Source organism: Desulfolithobacter dissulfuricans, from assembly GCF_025998535.1.
Lineage (GTDB): Bacteria > Desulfobacterota > Desulfobulbia > Desulfobulbales > Desulfobulbaceae > Desulfolithobacter > Desulfolithobacter dissulfuricans.
The window spans coordinates 1,253,491-1,271,147 of record NZ_AP024233.1; the positions used below are offsets into that span (position 1 = coordinate 1,253,491).

General features: G+C 56.0%; 13 protein-coding genes, 1 pseudogene and 1 riboswitch. Of the genes and pseudogenes, 7 read left to right on the forward strand and 7 right to left on the reverse strand.

Translation table 11 applies throughout. The features are described from left to right. Positions 1 to 62: 62 nt before the first annotated feature. The 3 genes from GF1_RS05525 to GF1_RS05535 are packed head-to-tail and all read right to left on the reverse strand — an operon-like array spanning position 63 to position 910. Complete coding sequence (locus GF1_RS05525; RefSeq protein ID WP_267928635.1) at positions 63 to 377, reverse strand: hypothetical protein; 315 nt, start codon at positions 375 to 377, stop codon at positions 63 to 65. A 24-nt stretch (positions 378 to 401) separates the two neighbouring features. Continuing rightward, on the reverse strand, positions 402 to 569 hold the full coding sequence (locus GF1_RS05530; RefSeq protein ID WP_267928636.1) for a hypothetical protein: 168 nt from the start codon (positions 567 to 569) through the stop codon (positions 402 to 404). Further along, positions 566 to 910 carry an ArsR/SmtB family transcription factor gene (locus GF1_RS05535; RefSeq protein ID WP_267928638.1) on the reverse strand — a complete coding sequence of 115 codons (345 nt, stop codon included), beginning with the start codon at positions 908 to 910 and terminating at the stop codon, positions 566 to 568. The genes GF1_RS05530 and GF1_RS05535 overlap by 4 nt, the downstream gene beginning before the upstream one ends. A 357-nt stretch (positions 911 to 1,267) precedes the next feature. Between GF1_RS05535 and GF1_RS05540 the strand changes: the two are divergent. The 5 genes and pseudogenes from GF1_RS05540 to thiC all read left to right on the forward strand — a co-directional run bounded on the left by GF1_RS05540 (position 1,268) and on the right by thiC (position 9,742). After that, positions 1,268 to 3,720: pseudogene (locus tag GF1_RS05540) on the forward strand (heavy metal translocating P-type ATPase). A 211-nt stretch (positions 3,721 to 3,931) separates the two neighbouring features. Next, the gene (locus tag GF1_RS05545; RefSeq protein WP_267928639.1) at positions 3,932 to 4,753 is read left to right on the forward strand and encodes a sterol desaturase family protein; all 822 of its coding nucleotides are present in this window, start codon (positions 3,932 to 3,934) and stop codon (positions 4,751 to 4,753) included. Between the two features lie 36 nt (positions 4,754 to 4,789). Then, positions 4,790 to 6,523, forward strand: a complete 1,734-nt coding sequence (locus GF1_RS05550; RefSeq protein WP_267928640.1) for a two-component system sensor histidine kinase NtrB — start codon at positions 4,790 to 4,792, stop codon at positions 6,521 to 6,523. A 186-nt stretch (positions 6,524 to 6,709) separates the two neighbouring features. Continuing rightward, a complete protein-coding gene (locus tag GF1_RS05555) occupies positions 6,710 to 8,071 on the forward strand; it encodes a sigma-54-dependent transcriptional regulator (protein ID WP_267928641.1) in 1,362 nt (453 codons plus the stop codon). A 37-nt stretch (positions 8,072 to 8,108) separates the two neighbouring features. Beyond that, positions 8,109 to 8,311, forward strand: a riboswitch (cobalamin riboswitch). Between the two features lie 96 nt (positions 8,312 to 8,407). Beyond that, the gene (thiC, locus tag GF1_RS05560; RefSeq protein ID WP_267928642.1) at positions 8,408 to 9,742 is read left to right on the forward strand and encodes a phosphomethylpyrimidine synthase ThiC; all 1,335 of its coding nucleotides are present in this window, start codon (positions 8,408 to 8,410) and stop codon (positions 9,740 to 9,742) included. A 112-nt stretch (positions 9,743 to 9,854) separates the two neighbouring features. Here the strand turns inward: thiC and GF1_RS05565 are convergent, their stop codons facing one another. After that, positions 9,855 to 12,095, reverse strand: coding sequence for a methyl-accepting chemotaxis protein (locus GF1_RS05565; RefSeq protein WP_267928643.1), 2,241 nt, complete (start codon positions 12,093 to 12,095; stop codon positions 9,855 to 9,857). A gap of 357 nt (positions 12,096 to 12,452) precedes the next feature. Here GF1_RS05565 and GF1_RS05570 point away from each other — a divergent pair, with 357 nt between their 5' ends. Continuing rightward, entirely contained in the window at positions 12,453 to 12,608 is a 156-nt protein-coding gene (locus GF1_RS05570; RefSeq protein ID WP_267928644.1) for a bacterioferritin-associated ferredoxin, read from the forward strand. A gap of 303 nt (positions 12,609 to 12,911) precedes the next feature. Here GF1_RS05570 and GF1_RS05575 read toward each other — a convergent pair whose 3' ends face one another. The 3 genes from GF1_RS05575 to GF1_RS05585 all read right to left on the reverse strand — a co-directional run bounded on the left by GF1_RS05575 (position 12,912) and on the right by GF1_RS05585 (position 16,358). Further along, the gene (locus GF1_RS05575; protein WP_267928645.1) at positions 12,912 to 13,676 is read right to left on the reverse strand and encodes a succinate dehydrogenase/fumarate reductase iron-sulfur subunit; all 765 of its coding nucleotides are present in this window, start codon (positions 13,674 to 13,676) and stop codon (positions 12,912 to 12,914) included. An 18-nt stretch (positions 13,677 to 13,694) separates the two neighbouring features. Continuing rightward, positions 13,695 to 15,623 carry a fumarate reductase/succinate dehydrogenase flavoprotein subunit gene (locus GF1_RS05580; RefSeq protein ID WP_267928646.1) on the reverse strand — a complete coding sequence of 643 codons (1,929 nt, stop codon included), beginning with the start codon at positions 15,621 to 15,623 and terminating at the stop codon, positions 13,695 to 13,697. Between the two features lie 72 nt (positions 15,624 to 15,695). Then, positions 15,696 to 16,358, reverse strand: coding sequence for a succinate dehydrogenase cytochrome b subunit (locus GF1_RS05585; protein ID WP_267928647.1), 663 nt, complete (start codon positions 16,356 to 16,358; stop codon positions 15,696 to 15,698). Between the two features lie 183 nt (positions 16,359 to 16,541). Between GF1_RS05585 and GF1_RS05590 the strand changes: the two genes are divergently transcribed. Further along, on the forward strand, positions 16,542 to 17,516 hold the full coding sequence (locus GF1_RS05590; RefSeq protein ID WP_267928648.1) for a radical SAM protein: 975 nt from the start codon (positions 16,542 to 16,544) through the stop codon (positions 17,514 to 17,516). Positions 17,517 to 17,657: the final 141 nt, after the last annotated feature.

Here is a 17,657-nt window from a genome sequence, read left to right on the forward strand (position 1 = left end):
ATCTCCGGAAGTCTTCCGCGGCTTTCAGCCGCCGGCCCGTAACGAGGTGGGGTTAAGGGTAATCATGGTTCCTCCCGCTGTATCAGTCTGATTATTTTATTCTGTGGTGCGGTCGAGCTTGCCTGCATGGCGACCCGACCCTCTCTGGTCAGCTTGCTCACTATAAAGATGACCGATTCCCGTTTGAGTTTGAAGTGGGTGGCTATGCTTTCCGGATCCACCCGGTTCCGGATGGTGATGAAATCGAGGATCAGCTGTTCCGTGTCCCGGAGCCAGTCATCAAAGAGAATCTGCAACTCGGCGGTGGCATAGCTGCCCAGTTCGTGGGTGTGGCTGATGGCTGCCAGGACCTCTTTGCTCATTTCAATGGGATTCACGCCTGAATCCGTGCATTTCTTGATTCAGTACTCGACCATATCCACCACCGAGTGTTCCTTCTCGCTTCTGTCGATGATCTGCTGGAGCAGTTTCTTTTTCTCGCCATGATCAAGATCCTGCAGTAGAGAACTGATCAGATTGCCAAGGAGTTCCTTCTGCTGGCCGGGTCTGGGGGGTGCTTTGTCGTTCATTTTGTCCTTCCTCCGGATACCCATCCGTCGCCATGGACCAGATGCAGAGGGTTGGTTTCGGCGGTGATTCCGCTCTCGAGCCCGGCAACCCGCGACAGCTCGCCGATGAGGTCGTATAGCTCAGGGTTGACAAGATTGTAAAAGATAAACGGCCCCTGCCGGCGGGTCTCGACAATCGTGGCGTTTCGCAGGGCGCGGAGGTGGAAAGAAACCAGGGTCTGGGACAGGGCGGTGGCCTGGATGATCTCAGTGACCGACAGGGAACCCTTGCCGATGGCATGGATGATAAGCAGCCTGTTGGCATCACCGAGAGTCTTGAAGAATTGCGCAAGCTGTTTCATGGATAGTCTTCATTATATTGACAACTGTTTATATGAGCCATTGCTAATATGATAGAGGTTGTGCTTCTCTTTGTCAAGCGGTTGATGTCTTAATCCAGGACACTTGAAAGTGCGGCACCGTGAATTAGTGTCTAATTTTTAGACGGTTGGTTTTGATAGAAAAACAGGTGGATAATAAAAAAAGTTGGAAAAAACATTTAACATCAGGTGATTGGGTATTGCAAGCAAAAGTAGCACGTTGTGGCATGGATGCTGCTGCGTGTAAGATACGAAAAAATATCAACTAGCAGGGTGGTCCCGGAGAACTGAGCAGGGCCATCCGCACCGACAGGCAAGGAGGTGCGCACGATGACCGCCATGAAAAACACAGATCACAGTCATCATTACCATGGCCACAAACATGAATACGTCGATCCGGTCTGCGGTATGAGCACTGGAGATAAAGATGCATTCATTGCCCATGCACAGGATGACACAACCTGGTATTTCTGCAGTGAACATTGTTTGACAAAGTTCAGAAAGCAGCAGGAGAATTACCTTACAAAGCAGGTAGACGATACTGCTTCCGTAAAAGAAGGGGTGTACAGTTGCCCAATGCATCCCGAAGTGGAACAGGATGGTCCCGGTAATTGTCCGAAATGCGGTATGGCCCTTGAGGCAAAGACACCGGCTCCGGTGAGTGGCAGAATCCAGTACACCTGTCCCATGCATCCGGAAATTATCCAGAACGAACCGGGTACCTGCCCGATATGCGGCATGGCACTGGAACCTGTGAGCTTTCCTGCTGGTATGGAAGATGCCAATCCTGAATATGAGGATATGCGGAACCGTTTCCAGATCTCGGCCGTGCTGGCTCTGCCTCTGGTAGTTATTGCCATGCGTGACATGCTGCCGGGCGGCATGGTTCTCGAAGAATTGGCTTCTGATAAAATTCTGAGTTGGTTGGAGTTGATTCTCGCCACACCGGTCGTGCTCTGGGCTGGCTGGCCTTTTTATGTCAGGGCTGTGCAGTCAGTGAAAAATCGCAGCCTCAACATGTTTACCCTCATCGGGCTTGGCGTCTCGGTTGCCTTTGTCTACAGTCTGATCGGCGTACTGTTACCCGGTATTTTTCCTGCAAATATGCGTGGACCGGATGGTTCGGTGGGGTCTATTTTGAGGCGTCAGCAGTGATAGTCACCCTGATTCTGCTTGGCCAGGTTCTGGAACTCAGGGCCCGCAGCCGTACAGGAGCCGCTATCAGGGCGCTTCTTGATCTGTCGCCCAAAACGGCCCGCAAGATCAGGGGCGATGGTACGGAGCAGGATATCCCGCTGGAAATGGTACATCCCGGAGACCTGTTACGGGTTCGTCCAGGAGAAAAGATACCTGTGGACGGGGTGGTGGTGGAGGGCGTTTCCACAGTGGATGAATCCATGATATCCGGAGAACCTCTGCCTGTGGGCAAAAAACCGGGCGATCCGGTGATCGGCGCCACGATCAATGGAACCGGCAGTCTCATCATGAAGGCGGAAAAGGTGGGAAGTGATACGCTGCTGTCCCGGATTGTTCATATGGTTTCCGAAGCCCAGCGCAGCAGAGCGCCTATTCAGAAGCTTGCTGACCAGGTGGCCGGCTGGTTTGTGCCGGTGGTTATTGCCATTGCCCTGCTCGCCTTTGTTGTCTGGTACTTTATCGGTCCAGAGCCGCGCCTGGTCTATGCGCTTGTCGTGGCGGTATCCGTACTGATTATTGCCTGCCCCTGTGCCCTTGGCCTGGCGACCCCCATGTCCATCATGGTGGCAACCGGCAAGGGCGCGACACTCGGTGTTCTCTTTAAAAATGCAGAAGCCATCGAGACACTGCGCAGAATCGACACCCTGATAGTGGACAAGACCGGCACTCTGACCGAAGGAAAACCTCGCCTGACCCGAGTGGTGACCAGCGAAACGGTTGATGAAAACGACCTGCTCAGGCTTGCGGCCAGTCTGGAAAAATCAAGCGAACATCCTCTTGCTGCGGCAATCGTGGCCGGAGCGGAAGAACGGAAGCTCCATCTGACGGAACCCGTTGATTTCCAATCGCTGACCGGGAAGGGAGTTGCCGGAACTGTTGAGGATCGCCGGGTTCTGCTTGGTAACGACAAATTGCTCAACCATTATATGATTGAGTCGGGAAATCTGGCGGAAAAAGCCGAATCCATGCGCAAAGAGGGGCAGACTGTGATGTTTGTGGCGGTTGACGGCCAAGCGGCCGGACTCATTGCCGTAGCCGATCCGATCAAGGAATCGACTCCGGAGGCTATTCGCCGGCTGCATGCCGAGGGGATCACCGTTGTCATGCTGACCGGAGATAACAGGGCAACGGCCGAGGCTGTGGCCGCGAAGCTGGATATAGATCAGGTGATGGCGGAAGTTTTGCCGGAAGAAAAGGCGCAGACTGTCAAGTTGCTCCAGGACAATGGCCAGATGGTGGCCATGGCTGGTGACGGTATCAACGATGCCCCGGCACTGGCCCAGGCCCATGTGGGGATCGCCATGGGTACCGGTACGGATGTGGCCATGGAAAGTGCTGGCGTGACTCTTGTCAGGGGTGACCTGACCGGTATTGTCCTGGCTAGAAAACTGAGTCGGGCGACCATGGCCAATATCAGGCAGAACCTTTTTTTTGCCTTTGTGTATAACGCGCTCGGGGTGCCGGTGGCAGCAGGAGTTTTGTATCCTGTTTTCGGTATACTCCTTTCACCGGTTATTGCAGCGGCGGCCATGAGTTTCAGCTCTGTTTCCGTGGTGCTCAATGCACTGCGTCTAAGATCCGTACGGATAACATAGTACCAAAACGAGGTGACGATTTTTTTGCAGCCTCGCGCAGTGCGATCCGTTGCTGCAGAGTGCGAATGCAGACAAAAAACCGTTATCTCGTTTTTTTTGTATAGAAGACAGGAATTTTCGGTACAATGCAACCAGTAACAGCCCTGAAATAGAATGTGTTCGGGGTATCTGCACTCCCACACCAGCCGTGACTGCCATGCTCCTGGAGAATATGATTCGACTCGGTATTGCCCTGTCAGTGCTTGTTTTCATGGTACTGTGGGAGAGTGTTGCTCCCAGACGGCGCTCTTCAGTTTCGAAGGGCCGGCGCTGGCTGATCAACCTGTCTGTGATTGGTGTCGATACGCTGCTTGTTCTGGTGCTCGTTCCGGTGACTGTCATGCATGTCGCCATTGCAGCCCGGACTGCCCAGTGGGGGCTTTTTAATCAGATAACCCTGCCACCGGGGCTGGTTTTTTTCCTGGCCGTGCTGCTGCTTGACCTGGTCATTTATCTGCAGCATCTCATGTTCCATGCGGTTCCGCTGTTCTGGAGACTGCATATGGTGCACCACGCGGATCTCGACATTGACACGAGCACAGGCCTGCGGTTCCATCCCGTGGAAATCGTGCTTTCCATTGGAATCAAAATGGGCGCAGTGGCTGCCCTCGGTCCGCCGCCGGCCGCGGTGCTCCTCTTTGAAATCCTGCTCAACGGGACCGCGATGTTCAATCACGGCAATGTGGCCCTGCCGCAGCAGCTTGACAGAGTGCTGCGTCTGCTTCTCGTCACGCCTGATATGCATCGGGTCCACCATTCCGTGATCATCCGGGAAACGAACAGTAATTTCGGTTTTTCTTTTCCCTGGTGGGACAGGATCTTTGGCACCTATCGGTCCCAGCCGTCTGCCGGACATACTGGTATGACTATTGGTCTCAGCCAATACCGCGACCCGGCCCGTCTCGGCTTTGTTCAACTGCTGCTTCTGCCCTTTTCCGGCAATCCTGGCTCCTATACTCTGAATCGGCAGGGAAAAGAGCCCAACCTTAAGTAACCTTTACACTACTCCATGCAGATACCGTCCACCCGAGTGTCCTTTAAACTATCCTGGTCTGCCCTGGCCATAGTTATTGCCGCATTGATGCTTGGTACACTCCTTGCCATCTCCACGGTGCGTAATCTGGCACGGGAACAGGAAGTCATGAAGAGTTTTCTCCTTGATGAGGGACTGGTCCTGATACGCAGTTTCCAGGCCGGAGCAAGGACCTCCATGATGCATCACATGATGAGTTCTTCATCGCCGCTGGAGACGCTGGTCACCGAGACGGCCAAAACAGATCGTATTGCCTACATTCACGTCATCACCGAAGACGGGGTGGTGCTGGCTACTGCAGGCAGGCTGCCTCCCCGGGACAGGCACCCGGCAAGTGCGGAGGTGCTGGCAGCCGGTGGGCCGGTCACCACTATCATTGCCCAGGATGAAAATCACAATCCCGTATTTGAGGTTGCTACCGAGTTTCACATGGTCGATATGGGCAGGCGTGACAGTCCCATGGCATCCATGATGTTTCGCCGCAGGCAACAGTGGATGCAGGCCCAGTTCGGAGAAAATCTCGACAAACGCAAGGTGATTTATATTGGCCTGTATACCGATGAATTTATCCAGGCCCAGCAGCAGGATCTCCGCCACACCCTGTTCATGGGCGGCCTGCTGCTGCTGCTCGGCAGTGCTGGTTTCTACTTTCTGTTTCTGTATCAGGGCGCCCGTGTCGCCCGGGCGACCCTTGATACCATGCGTCTCTATACCAGGAGTGTTATTGAATCCATGCCGGACGGTTTGATGACCCTGGACTGCGGCCAGCGGATCGTATCGGTGAACGCACGGGCAGCGCGGTTGGCCGGTTCTCCTGCCGGGAAACTGCTTGGTATGTCGGTGGACAGGGTGTTTGCCAACTGGCCCGGCGAGCAGATCTGTACGGAACAGGGAGTGGCTGCCCTGGAGTATGAGATGCAGCGGACAGATAACCGGTCCATTCCTGTCCGGCTCAGCGCTTCCCCCCTGAAGGACCAGGAGGGGAATCGACTTGGTACCGTGGTGATCATCCGCGATATCCGGGAACTGCGGGCCATGGAGAAGCAACTGGAGCGTTCCCGCCGTCTCGCGGCACTGGGACGAATGGCGGCCGGGATTGCCCATGAAATCAGAAATCCCCTGGGGACATTACGAGGGTTTGCCCAGTATTTTGGCAATCAGGCTGTGGATGAAAATTCCCGGGAATATGCCCAGTTGATGGTGGGAGAGGTGGATCGTCTGAACGCGGCAATTTCTGCTCTGCTGCAGTTTTCCAGGCCAAGAGATCCCGAGTTCGGAAAAGTGTATCCCGGCCGGCTGCTCGAAAAGACAGCCAGGTTGCTCGAGCATGATTTCCGCGCCGGGCATATTGATTTTTTCATGGATATCCAGTGTACCAGGACCATTGTTGCCGATGGCGATCTCCTTCTACAGGTTGTTCTTAATCTGCTGAAAAATGCACTGCATGCCACCCCCGGTGGTGGTCGTATCAGCCTGGCCTGCATCGAAGAAAAAGATACGGTCCAAATAACGGTTTCCGATTCGGGCAAGGGTATGACCCGGGAAGAACAGGAGAAAATGTTTGATCCGTTTTTCACGACCCGGCGGGCAGGGACCGGACTGGGCCTGGCTGTCAGTCACCAGATCGTTGAACAGCATCATGGGCATTTTGAAGTGGTATCAGCACCGGGCAAGGGGACGAAAATCACGGTGGTGCTCCCCGTAACCCAGAAAAATCAAACTGGAATCTGATTACCATCAATCTTTGGCATTGAAACCGGTGTCGACCTCCCTTGTTTCACGGGACGCCATAAACCCGTCCCTGGGGGCTTGACTGTGGCCATCCAGGCCACAGACACCCGTGCAACAAGTGAGGTCGACACCTTCATCCATCGGTGGCTGAATTTCAGTGGTAATCACAAACTGGAAACAGGTGATATGCAGGAAAAAACGATTCTGCTTGTTGATGATGACGCGGCTCATCGTACCATGCTCAAGGTAAATCTCATGGGAGCCGGCTATCGCTTACTTGAAGTCGACGATGGGGATCAGGTCCTGCCTCTACTGATGGACCAGGAGGTGGATCTGATTCTGCTGGACCTGAAAATGCAGCGAATGGATGGCCTGGAAACCCTGGCACTGCTCAGGGAAAAGGGACGCATGGAGCCGGTTATTGTTATCACGGCATTTTCTTCGGTGGAAAGTGCTGTGGCGGCTATGAAACAGGGCGCAGTCGATTATGTGACCAAGCCTGTTGATATCGAGGCGCTGAATCTGGCAGTGGAAAAAGCGCTCAATATCGAGGCGCTTAGAGAAGAGAACGCACAGCTCAGGGAACGGCTTGGAGAAAAGTTTGACTTTGGCAATATTATCGGCCGCAGCAGTGGTATGCAGAGGGTGTTTGAGACCCTCTCGTTGGTGGCTCCCAGCGATGCAACAGTACTCATCACCGGAGAATCGGGAACCGGTAAGGAGTTGATTGCCGGGGCCCTGCATCACAACAGTCTGCGTAAAGACGGTCCCTTTATCAAGGTCAACTGCGCGGCGCTGCATGAAAATCTGCTGGAAAGTGAGTTGTTCGGCCATGAACGGGGTGCCTTTACCGGTGCGGAGCGGCAGCGTAAGGGCCGCTTTGAACAGGCCCACCGCGGCACGTTGTTTCTTGATGAAATCGGCGATATGTCGTTGCAGACCCAGGCCAAGATACTCAGGGTTATTCAGGAAGGAGAGTTTGAACGCCTCGGCTCCAGCCAGTCTGTAAACGTGGATGTCCGTCTTGTCGCGGCAACCCACAAGAATCTTCAGCAGATGGTGGAAGAGGGCAGTTTCCGCCAGGATCTCTTTTTTCGTCTCTCCGTGGTACCCATCGAGTTACCACCTCTCAGAGAGCGGCCAGAGGACGTTCCGGCCCTGGCTGATTATTTCCTGAAGAAATATGCGGCAAAAAACCGGAAAGACATCAGGGGATTTCACCCGCAGGCCTTGATGCTCCTTGGACGATACGACTGGCCTGGCAATATCAGGGAGCTGGAAAACACTGTGGAACGCGCAGTGATCCTCTGTCTTGGAGAACAGATAACTCCCCGGGAACTGCCGCCTCACCTGCTGCCGGTTGACATGGAGCCGCATCTGGAGAAGAGCGGCAGGCAGGGTTTTACCCTGCGTGACATGGAGCGTGAGGCAATTCGAACCATACTGGCCCAGACAGGGGGTAACCGATCGAAAACAGCTCGAATTCTCGGAATTGCCCGGCAGACCCTGCTCAACAAGATCAAGGAGTACGGTCTGGACGAACACTAAATAGTCTTGTCCTTTTTTCTTATTTCTGGCATATGTGGGTGCTATAGATCAGTCTGGTGCCGTCGGCGGTGGTTGTCGACGGAGAATAGGGAATACGGTGTGAATCCGTAACGCTCAGGGCCGGCGCTGTAAACGGGGACTCTGCCTGCATGATGCCACTGTTCACCTCTGGTGGATGGGAAGGCGCAGGCAGGGGCTTGATCCGTAAGTCAGAAGACCTGCCAGATTGAACCGAATAACGGATACTGCTGTCCTGTAGATCCGCGTCATGGCGAGTGCTGTGGCGCGGATTTTTTTTTGCCGGCCGGGACAGCCTCAGGAGGAAAGAAAAAGAACATGAAAACCCAATTGGAACTGGCCCGCGAGGGTGTCATCACAGCACAGATGGAGCAGGTAGCCCGGGATGAGGGCAAGGATGCCGAGCTGATCAGGGAGCTTGTCGCCCTGGGAGAAATCGTTATTCCGGTCAACCATAATCGGCCGAATCAGAAGGTGGTCGGTATTGGCACCGGGCTGCGGACCAAAGTCAATGCCTCCATCGGCACGTCGTCGGACATCAAGGATATCGAGCTGGAAAAAAGAAAGGCGCGGATCGCCGAAGAAGAACAGGCCGATACTCTGATGGAACTTTCCACCGGTGGTGACCTGGATCTGGTGCGGCGCGAGGTGCTGGCCACCGTCAACCTGCCGGTGGGCAATGTGCCGTTGTACCAGGCCTTTTCCGAGGCCAGCCGCAAGTACCATAACCCCAACAAGCTCGATCCCGAGTATCTTTTCGAGCTCATTGAGCGGCAGCTGGAGGATGGAATCTCGTTCATGGCCATTCACTGCGGGATCAACCGCTATTCCATCGAGCGGCTGCGACGCCAGGGCTATCGCTATGGCGGCCTGGTCTCCAAAGGTGGTACCTTCATGGTGTCCTGGATGGAATACCATGACCGGGAAAATCCCCTCTATGAGCAGTTTGACCGGGTCTGCGAGCTGATGAAGAAATATGACGCCGTCCTGTCGCTGGGTAACGGTATCCGGGCCGGGGCCATCCATGACAGTCACGACCGGGCCCAGATGGCGGAGATGATCACCAACTGCGAACTGGCCGAGATAGGTCGGGAGATGGGATGCCAGATGATGGTGGAAGGCCCGGGCCATGTGCCGCTCGATGAAATCGAGGGCAATATCATGCTGGAAAAGAGGATGAGCGGCAACGCTCCCTATTATGTGCTGGGGCCGCTGCCAGCCGATTCCGGGGCCGGCTATGACCATATTACCGCCGCCATCGGCGCGGCTAATTCAGCTCGTTACGGGGCGGATTTGATCTGCTACATCACCCCGGCGGAACATCTTGCCCTGCCCAACGAACAGGACGTGCGCGAAGGTATCAGGGCCACCCGGCTGGCGGCCAGGATCGGCGACATCGCTCGTGATCCATCCATGCGGGAACGAGAGAAACAGGTGGCCATTGCCCGGCGCGATACCCGGTGGGAAAAGCAGATGGAACTGCTGATGTTTCCTGAGGAGGCCCGCAGGATTCGCAGGGACCGCACCCCGGAAAACCAGCGCACCTGCACCATGTGCGGCGATTTCTGCGCCATGGAGCGGGGAATCTCCCTCTTTGCCCGCGATATACGCGGTGATAAGCGGGGCTGTAGCGGTTGTTCCGGGAAAAAGTAGGCGCCAGCCGACCTGGCGGGACGAAAAAAGAGGCTGAAAAGAGAAAGCCTGTCCAGCCAGGGCATTCAGGCCGGACAGGCTTGTGTCAGCAAGAGCCAGGGGGGCAGCCCTGTCAGCGGGTGCGGAACAGGACCAGCAGTTTCTTGAGTTCATCGGCCATCCTGGCCAGCTCCTCGGCATTCTGGCTTACGCCGGTGCTGAGCGAGGTGATCTCTCCGGCCACCTGGCTGACTTCGGCGATCTCCCGGGCAATGTCACCGGACACCGCCGAGCTCTGGGCAACATTTTCATTGACCTCGGAGATTCCCTGGGCCGCCTGCTGAACATTCTCCGCTATCTCCGTGGTGCTGGCAGTCTGTTCATCCACTGCGGTGGCAATGGTGGCCACGATTTCGTTCACCCTGGCGATGACCTCGGTGATCCGCTTGATCTCGCTCACCGTCAGGTTGGTGGAGCCCTGAATGGCTTCAATTTTGGTCTTGATTTCCCTGGTGGCGTCGGCTGTCTGATTGGCCAGTTCCTTGATCTCATTGGCAACCACCGCAAAGCCCTTGCCGGCCTCTCCGGCCCGGGCCGCCTCGATGGTGGCATTGAGGGCCAGCAGGTTGGTCTGCTCGGAGATCTCGGTGATTACCTCGGTGACCTTACTGATTTCCCCGGCTGCCTGCCCCAGGGCGTCGACCTTCTCAGACGAGCTTGAAGCAAGGGTCACGGCCTCCAGGGCCACATCCCGAGCCTCCGAGGTGTTCGTGGCAATCCTCTGGACCGTGGTCGAGAGCTCTCCCACGGCTGCGGCGACAATGTTGACATTGGTGGCCGCTTCTTCGCATGCTGCGGCCACGGAATTCATGTTGGAGCTCATTTCTTCGGTCGCTGCTGCTACATTGTTCGCCTTTTCCGATGATTGATCGGCTCCCCGGGACATGGCACCGGATGATTCAGAGAGTTCGGCCGCCGAAGCCTGCAGAACTCCGGTGCTGTTTCCCACTTTTTTGAAGACCGTGTTGAGTTTTTCCACCATCTGGTTGAGCGAATCGATCAGTTGACCGATTTCGTCCCGGCCTTTGCTGGCAAGAGTGGTGGTGAAGTCACCTTCGCCCACACGCCCGGCAAAGGTGACCGCCTCGCGGATGGTGGCGACAATTGAGCGAACAGTAAGGAATATGAACAGCATGCTGCCCATGGTCACTAACGTGGCGATCCCCAGCACCGAGACTTGCAGCCGGTGGTTGCTTTGCTGGATCATCTCCCGTTTTTCAAGCTGTTTCGCATGGGAGATGGCAACGATTTTCCTGACATCTTCCTCCACCCGATGGGCCTTTTCCCGCATGGCGTCGTTGATTCTGGTGATCTTCTGGTCGTTTTCGTACAGCGCCAGCAGGGCATCGCGGTACGTGTCGGTTTTGTCCACAATACGCTCCAGGTACTGTTCATCGACCAGGCCGTTATCAAAGGCCTCGGACAGCATCTCCAGGGCATCCAGGGTCGCCTGGAGATCCTGGGGGTCTCGCCGAAGCAGGTACTGTTTTTCATGCAGGCTGATGTTGAGTACCAGGGATCTGGCTCCCTGGACATAGATGGAGTTCAGGGCCCGTTCGATACGCACCGCATATTCGACCACCGCGTCATAGGCAGCAGTGTCACCATCCATGAACCGGATCAGGGCCTCCTTGTACCCGGCCAGGTCGTTGAAGATCTCTTTCTGGGTCGACTCCTCAAAAGTTCCGGAACTGACTATGTCCTCCAGGAGTTCCAGCGCAGTCAGCAGTTTGTTCCGGATTCGGTCCGAGCTGGTACGGATATATTCCTTTTCCAGTTTTCTGGTTTTGAGCAGGGTAAGATAGAGCTCATCCACCTCATGGAGTTTGACAAAATCCCGCAGCTCCCGGGCGGCCTGCTCCAGGTGGCCACGAAGGCCGGAGCTTGAGTCAAGGCCGATCACCTGGCTTATCCGGACCAGCTCCTTGAAATTGTTCAGGTAGCTGTCGGTATCAACGATGATGGAATCGGCCATCCGGGCAATCTCTTCATTTTTCCCCTGGGCCAGGGTACGAATGTCACTGGTCTCTTTCTTGAGATCGGCCACGTTCTTTTCCAGCCTGTCACGGTATTCCAGCTTTTTTCTCAGGAGAAAGTCCTTTTCGTTTCTCCTCGACTGGAGCATGGCGATGTTGACGTTTTTTGCGTGCTCGACAATGGCCGCATCGTTGTCGAGCAGGTTGGAAAAGTTCTCTACCGTTTTTTTGTTGCTGTAGAAGCTGAGCAGGAGAAAGGAGATGAAAATGAGAAGCAGTCCATTGAAAAGAATGCCAAATTTGATGGAGAGACTGATATTTTTCCAGAAAGACAACATGGGGTTTCCTCGTGTGCGGACAGCCTGGCTGTGATGTCGTTGGTTACAGGTTAATTGGATATTATATGGTTCAAGTAAGCTGCCTTCTCTGTAACGATTGGGCTCCAGTGTGTTTGTGGTGTTGAAAATTTTAGGTGGATAACCTTGGTGAGTCAAATGGTTTTTTAATATTTATAGCCAGGCAGAGAATATCTTCTGGCTCTGGGAATGGGCAAAAAATGATAACAGATAACGTTCCTAATAATTGGAAATTGAAGGTTTTATGTTTTGTCGGGGAGTTGGCCTGGCCTGTAAGGTTCGCAAGGCCGGTTGTTACCACTATGTGGCGGCATGGTTCTGGAAACGGGAGAAGAGTTGATGGATGAGCTGATATGTTTTTGCTTCGGCTACAGTGAAGAGGATATCCGCAGGGATGTGCGGGAACATGGTCGGTCCATGGTCCTGGAACACATCATGGCTGAAAAGAGGAAAGGGGGGTGTCGCTGCCGGGAAACCAATCCCTCCGGGCGCTGATGTCTGTCTGCGGTCCGCCAGGTGGTGGACAACGAGTTACAGGGTGGATGAAGAGAAAAGTGAAGCTGCTGACTGTCTTTCTGGAGGGGAAAGGAGAAAAGCAGTGCCTGGATGACGACAGGGAGACGCGCCGGCACCGACCGGGTTGCCGGCGCCGTATCTATCAGGCCGTTGAAAAACTACTGCGCTCGATGATACTGCGTCAAAATTCGGCTCAAAGTGCTCATGTACTCCATGTACACTGCGCTTTTCGCCTCATTTTTCCTTGTCTCATCTTCGCTCGCTACGTTTTTTAACAGCCTGCTATTCGTCCGCGGTGAAGGCGGCGCGCAGGTATTCGCGGTTGAGCCTGGCGACGTTGCGTATCGAGATGCCCTTGGGGCAGACGTTTTCACATTCGCGCTCATTACCGCAGTTGCCGAAACCTTCCCGGTCCATGGCCTCAACCATGGCGAGAGCCCGCCGTTTGCGTTCAGGCTGACCCTGTGGCAGCAGGGCCAGCTGGGAGATCTTGGCCGAGACAAAAAGCATGGCCGCCGCATTGGGACAGGCGGCGACACAGGCTCCGCAGCCGATGCAGGCGGCAGCGTCCATGGCCTGCTCGGCCTTGTTCTGGGCCACCGGCAGGTTGTTGGCATCCTGGGGTGAGCCGGTGTTGACCGAGACAAAACCGCCGGCCTGGATGATCCGGTCAAAGGCGGACCGATCCACCACCAGGTCCTTGATCAGCGGAAAAGCCCCGGCCCGGAAAGGCTCGATGATAATGGTCTGGCCGTCCTGGAAATGACGCATGTGCAGCTGACAGAGAGTGGTCTCCTTTTCCGGACCATGGGCAATCCCGTTGACCACTGCCCCGCACATGCCGCAGATTCCCTCGCGGCAGTCATGGTCAAAGGCCACCGGTTCTTTCCCTTCCAGGGTCAACTGATCATTGAGCACATCGAGCATTTCCAGAAAGGACATATCCGTGGAAATGTTTTGCAGCTGATATGTTTCCAGTGCGCCTGGCTGCTCTGGCCCGGACTGACGCCAGACCTTGACCGTGAGATTGATTTTTTTTGCTGCCATGATGGATAGTTCGGTTTGTTATTTGTAGCTGCGCTGCGAGGGTGTCACGTTTTCGAAGTGCAGCGGTTCCTTGTGCAGGACAGGCCGCTTTTCGTCGCCCCGGTACTCCCAGACTGCGACATGGGAGAAATGTTCATCATCCCGCTTGGCCTCGTGCTCTTCGGTCTGGCTCTCCTCGCGCAGGTGGCAGCCGCAGGATTCCTCCCGGGCCAGGGCATCCAGGACCATGACTTCGGCAAACTCGAGAAAATCCGCTACTCGGCCGGCCCGTTCCAGGGACTGGTTGAGTTCCTGTCCGCTGCCTGGTACCAGAACGTTCTCCCAGAATTCTTCCCGGATTTCGGGGATCAGTTCCAGGGCCCGGGTCAATCCTTCCCTGTTGCGGGCCATGCCGCAGTAGTCCCAGAGAACCTTGCCGAGCCTGCGGTGGTAATAGTCCACGGGCTGGAGCCCCGGGCGATTGGTACTGTGGTTTTTCAGGAGCGCCTGGATACGTTCCCGGACCGCGGCCTCGGCCGTATCGTATTCCGGACGGTCACTGTCCACAGAGTACATGCCCATCTGGCCGAAGTAGTTGCCGATGGTGTAGGGCAGGACAAAATATCCGTCCGCCAGCCCCTGCATGAGAGCAGAGGCGCCCAGTCGGTTGGCTCCGTGATCGGAGAAATTGGCCTCGCCGAGGACAAAGAGCCCCGGGATCGTGGACTGGAGTTCGTAATCCACCCACAGGCCGCCCATGGTGTAGTGGACCGCCGGATAGATCATCATCGGTTCCTTGCTGGGATCCCGGTCGGTGATCTTCTGGTACATGTGAAAAAGGTTGCCGTACTTCTTCAGGATCAACTCCAGACCGTCACGTTCGATGGCGTCGCGGAAATCGAGATAGACGGCCAGGCCGGTTTCACCCACGCCCCGGCCCTCGTCACAGACCTCCTTGGCATTGCGGGAGGCTACGTCCCGCGGCACCAGATTGCCGAAACTGGGGTACTTACGCTCGAGATAGTAGTCCCGCTCGTCTTCGGGGATATCGTTCGGGTTTCTCGTGTCGCCGGGCTTTTTCGGAACCCAGACTCGACCATCATTACGCAGGCTTTCGCTCATCAGGGTGAGCTTGGACTGGTAGTCCCCGTGGACCGGGATACAGGTCGGGTGGATCTGGACAAAACAGGGGTTGGCAAAACCGGCCCCCTTCTTGTAGGCCCGCCAGGAGGCAGTCACGTTGGAGGCCATGGCGTTGGTGGAGAGGAAAAACACGTTGCCGTATCCGCCGGTGGCCAGCACCACGGCGTGGGCTGAGTACCGCTCCAGTTCGCCGGTGATCATGTTACGGCAGATGATGCCCCTGGCATGGCCATCCACCACCACCAGATCCATCATTTCCCGGCGGGGATAGATGGTGACCTTGCCCAGTTTCACCTGGCGCATCATGGCCGAGTAGGCCCCGAGCAGCAACTGCTGCCCTGTCTGGCCCCGGGCATAGAAGGTCCGCGATACCTGGGCCCCGCCAAAGGAACGGTTGGCCAGCATGCCGCCATACTCCCTGGCAAAGGGAATACCCTGGGCCACGCACTGGTCGATGATGTTGTTGGAAACCTGGGCCAGCCGGTAGACATTGCTCTCCCGGGCCCGGAAGTCACCGCCCTTGATGGTGTCATAGAACAGGCGGAAAATGGAGTCACCGTCATTCTGATAATTCTTGGCCGCGTTGATCCCGCCCTGGGCCGCAATGGAGTGGGCCCGTCGGGGACTGTCCTGGAGACAGAAGGATTTCACGTTGTAGCCGAGTTCTGCCAGCGAGGCGGCTGCCGAGGCACCCGCCAGGCCGGTGCCCACCACAATGACATCGTATTTGCGTTTGTTGGCCGGGTTGACCAGTTTGTACTCAAACCGGGCCCGGTCCCATTTCTCGGCCAGTGGTCCTGAGGGGATTTTCGCGTCAAGCTGCATGGTTACTCGTCCGATGGGCGTCCGTGATTGGCTGGTATAAAAACAGCAAAAAAACAGGAAACAGTGGTATATTTACGCAAGTTGGCCAAGCCAGTTACTGTTGCTGATGAGCAGCAGGACAATAACGAAAAAGATGGAGACTATGAATCCACATCCGATCCAGGCGCTGACACGGATCAACCGGTCGTAACGGGGATGGTTGAGTCCGATGCTCTGGAACATGGACCAGAAGCCGTGACTGATATGCAGGGCCAGGGCCAGCAGCCCCAGACCGTAGAGCACGGTGTAGGCGGGGTTGGCCAGGATGGTGGAAACTATGTCGGCAATGGTTCTGCTGTGGTGGTCGGTGAAATGGACATTTTGCAGGTGCATCCAGATAAAGCCCAGGATCACCAGACCGGTATAGGGCATTGTCCGCGAACCCAGGGTCCGGCCGCCGGCGGAGTGCTGTACGACGTAGCGGCTTGATCGGGCTTTGATGTTTTCCAGGGCCAGGGCCAGTCCGGTTACCACGTGGAGGGAGAAGACGGCCAGCAGGGTGATTTCAAAAACAGAGACCAGCGGGCCCAGGGCATGCAGGTGCTCGGCATAGGAGAGAAAGGCGTCCCGTCCCCAGAAGATGGAACTGTTGCCGGCAGCGTGGACGAGCAGAAACCCGCCGAGCAGCAGGCCGGTTGAGGCCATGATGTATTTTTTGCCAACAGAGGTGCTGCAAAAAGAAGTAAACCACGACATAGACTGCTTTTCCCAATGGATGGTTGTATGAAAATCGCTCCCGGGCACAACGCCGTCGGGAAGGATTTTCATGGTCGAAGTCTTAGCGTATCTCGTTGCGGCCGAACCGTTTCGCTCTTCGGTACGGCCCTGCCGGGTACCTGGATTTTGCCTGCAATGTATATAAGAACAGGTGAGATGACAATGGAAAAAACAGGAAAAAAATCAGCTCGTCCCGGGGGGCGGCACAATGTGGTTGACGGTCGGCGCCGTCAGGCCTGGAGCCTGCTGGAGTCATGTTCCGTATGTCCCCGAAGATGTGGGGTCAACCGGCTTGATGATCAGGTCGGGCTCTGCCAGGTGGGTCGTTGTGTCCGGGTGGCCAGTTTCGGACCCCATTTCGGCGAGGAAGCACCCCTGGTGGGGCGTAACGGTTCAGGGACGATTTTTTTCGAAGGCTGCAACCTTCGCTGTGTGTTCTGCCAGAACTATGACATCAGCCATATCGATGACCAGGGCCTTTCCCCGGACAGCGAGGTCGATGATCGGCAGCTGGCCCGGATCATGCTCGAACTGCAGTCCATGGGCAGTCATAACATCAATCTGGTGACCCCGTCCCATGTGGTGCCCCAGATCCTTGCCGGGCTGGAAATAGCCGTGGCCGAAGGGCTGGATATTCCGCTTGTGTACAATACGTCGGCGTATGACAGTGTCGAAACCCTGCGTCTGTTGGACGGGATAGTCGATATCTACATGCCCGACTGCAAGTTCTGGGTCCCGGATTCCGCAGGCCGCTATGCCGGGGCCCGGGACTATCCCGAGGTGATGCGGCAGGCGGTGCGGGAGATGCACCGCCAGGTGGGCGATCTGGAGATCGGCCCCGACGGCCTGGCCAGGCGTGGCCTGCTGGTCCGCCACCTGGTCATGCCGGGCATGCTGGATGAAACCGGTGCTATCCTGTCCTGGCTGGCAGAGGAAATATCCCCGGCGACCTATATCAACATCATGGACCAGTACCATCCCTGCGGCCAGGCGCACCGGTATCCCGAAATTGACCGGCCCCTGCGGCCCGGGGAATATGCCGAGGCCCTGGAGCTTGCCCGCCAAGCCGGACTCACCCGCCTTGATCAGCGCGATCTCAAAACCCTGCTTGAACGGCTGGGCATCCTGGGGCGCTGAGCGGGAAAAACAGGCCGGGTTTCAAATGGGGATGAATTCCTCATGGCTTTGGTCTATTATGCCTGGAATCAACAGGCGGATGCCTTTCGGGGCAGCGCCGGGACCCGGGAATGTACAACCTGCAAACAGAAAAATTCTTGA

Excerpts from the sequence above, each read along its gene's own strand:
- GF1_RS05530 (WP_267928636.1), bottom strand. The coding sequence starts at position 569 with ATGAACGACAAAGCACCCCCCAGACCCGGCCAGCAGAAGGAACTCCTT.
- GF1_RS05535 (WP_267928638.1), bottom strand. The coding sequence starts at position 910 with ATGAAACAGCTTGCGCAATTCTTCAAGACTCTCGGTGATGCCAACAGG.
- GF1_RS05545 (WP_267928639.1), top strand. The coding sequence starts at position 3,932 with ATGATTCGACTCGGTATTGCCCTGTCAGTGCTTGTTTTCATGGTACTG.
- GF1_RS05555 (WP_267928641.1), top strand. The coding sequence starts at position 6,710 with ATGCAGGAAAAAACGATTCTGCTTGTTGATGATGACGCGGCTCATCGT.
- thiC (WP_267928642.1), top strand. The coding sequence starts at position 8,408 with ATGAAAACCCAATTGGAACTGGCCCGCGAGGGTGTCATCACAGCACAG.
- GF1_RS05565 (WP_267928643.1), bottom strand. The coding sequence starts at position 12,095 with ATGTTGTCTTTCTGGAAAAATATCAGTCTCTCCATCAAATTTGGCATT.
- GF1_RS05570 (WP_267928644.1), top strand. The coding sequence starts at position 12,453 with ATGGATGAGCTGATATGTTTTTGCTTCGGCTACAGTGAAGAGGATATC.
- GF1_RS05575 (WP_267928645.1), bottom strand. The coding sequence starts at position 13,676 with ATGGCAGCAAAAAAAATCAATCTCACGGTCAAGGTCTGGCGTCAGTCC.
- GF1_RS05580 (WP_267928646.1), bottom strand. The coding sequence starts at position 15,623 with ATGCAGCTTGACGCGAAAATCCCCTCAGGACCACTGGCCGAGAAATGG.
- GF1_RS05585 (WP_267928647.1), bottom strand. The coding sequence starts at position 16,358 with ATGTCGTGGTTTACTTCTTTTTGCAGCACCTCTGTTGGCAAAAAATAC.
- GF1_RS05590 (WP_267928648.1), top strand. The coding sequence starts at position 16,542 with ATGGAAAAAACAGGAAAAAAATCAGCTCGTCCCGGGGGGCGGCACAAT.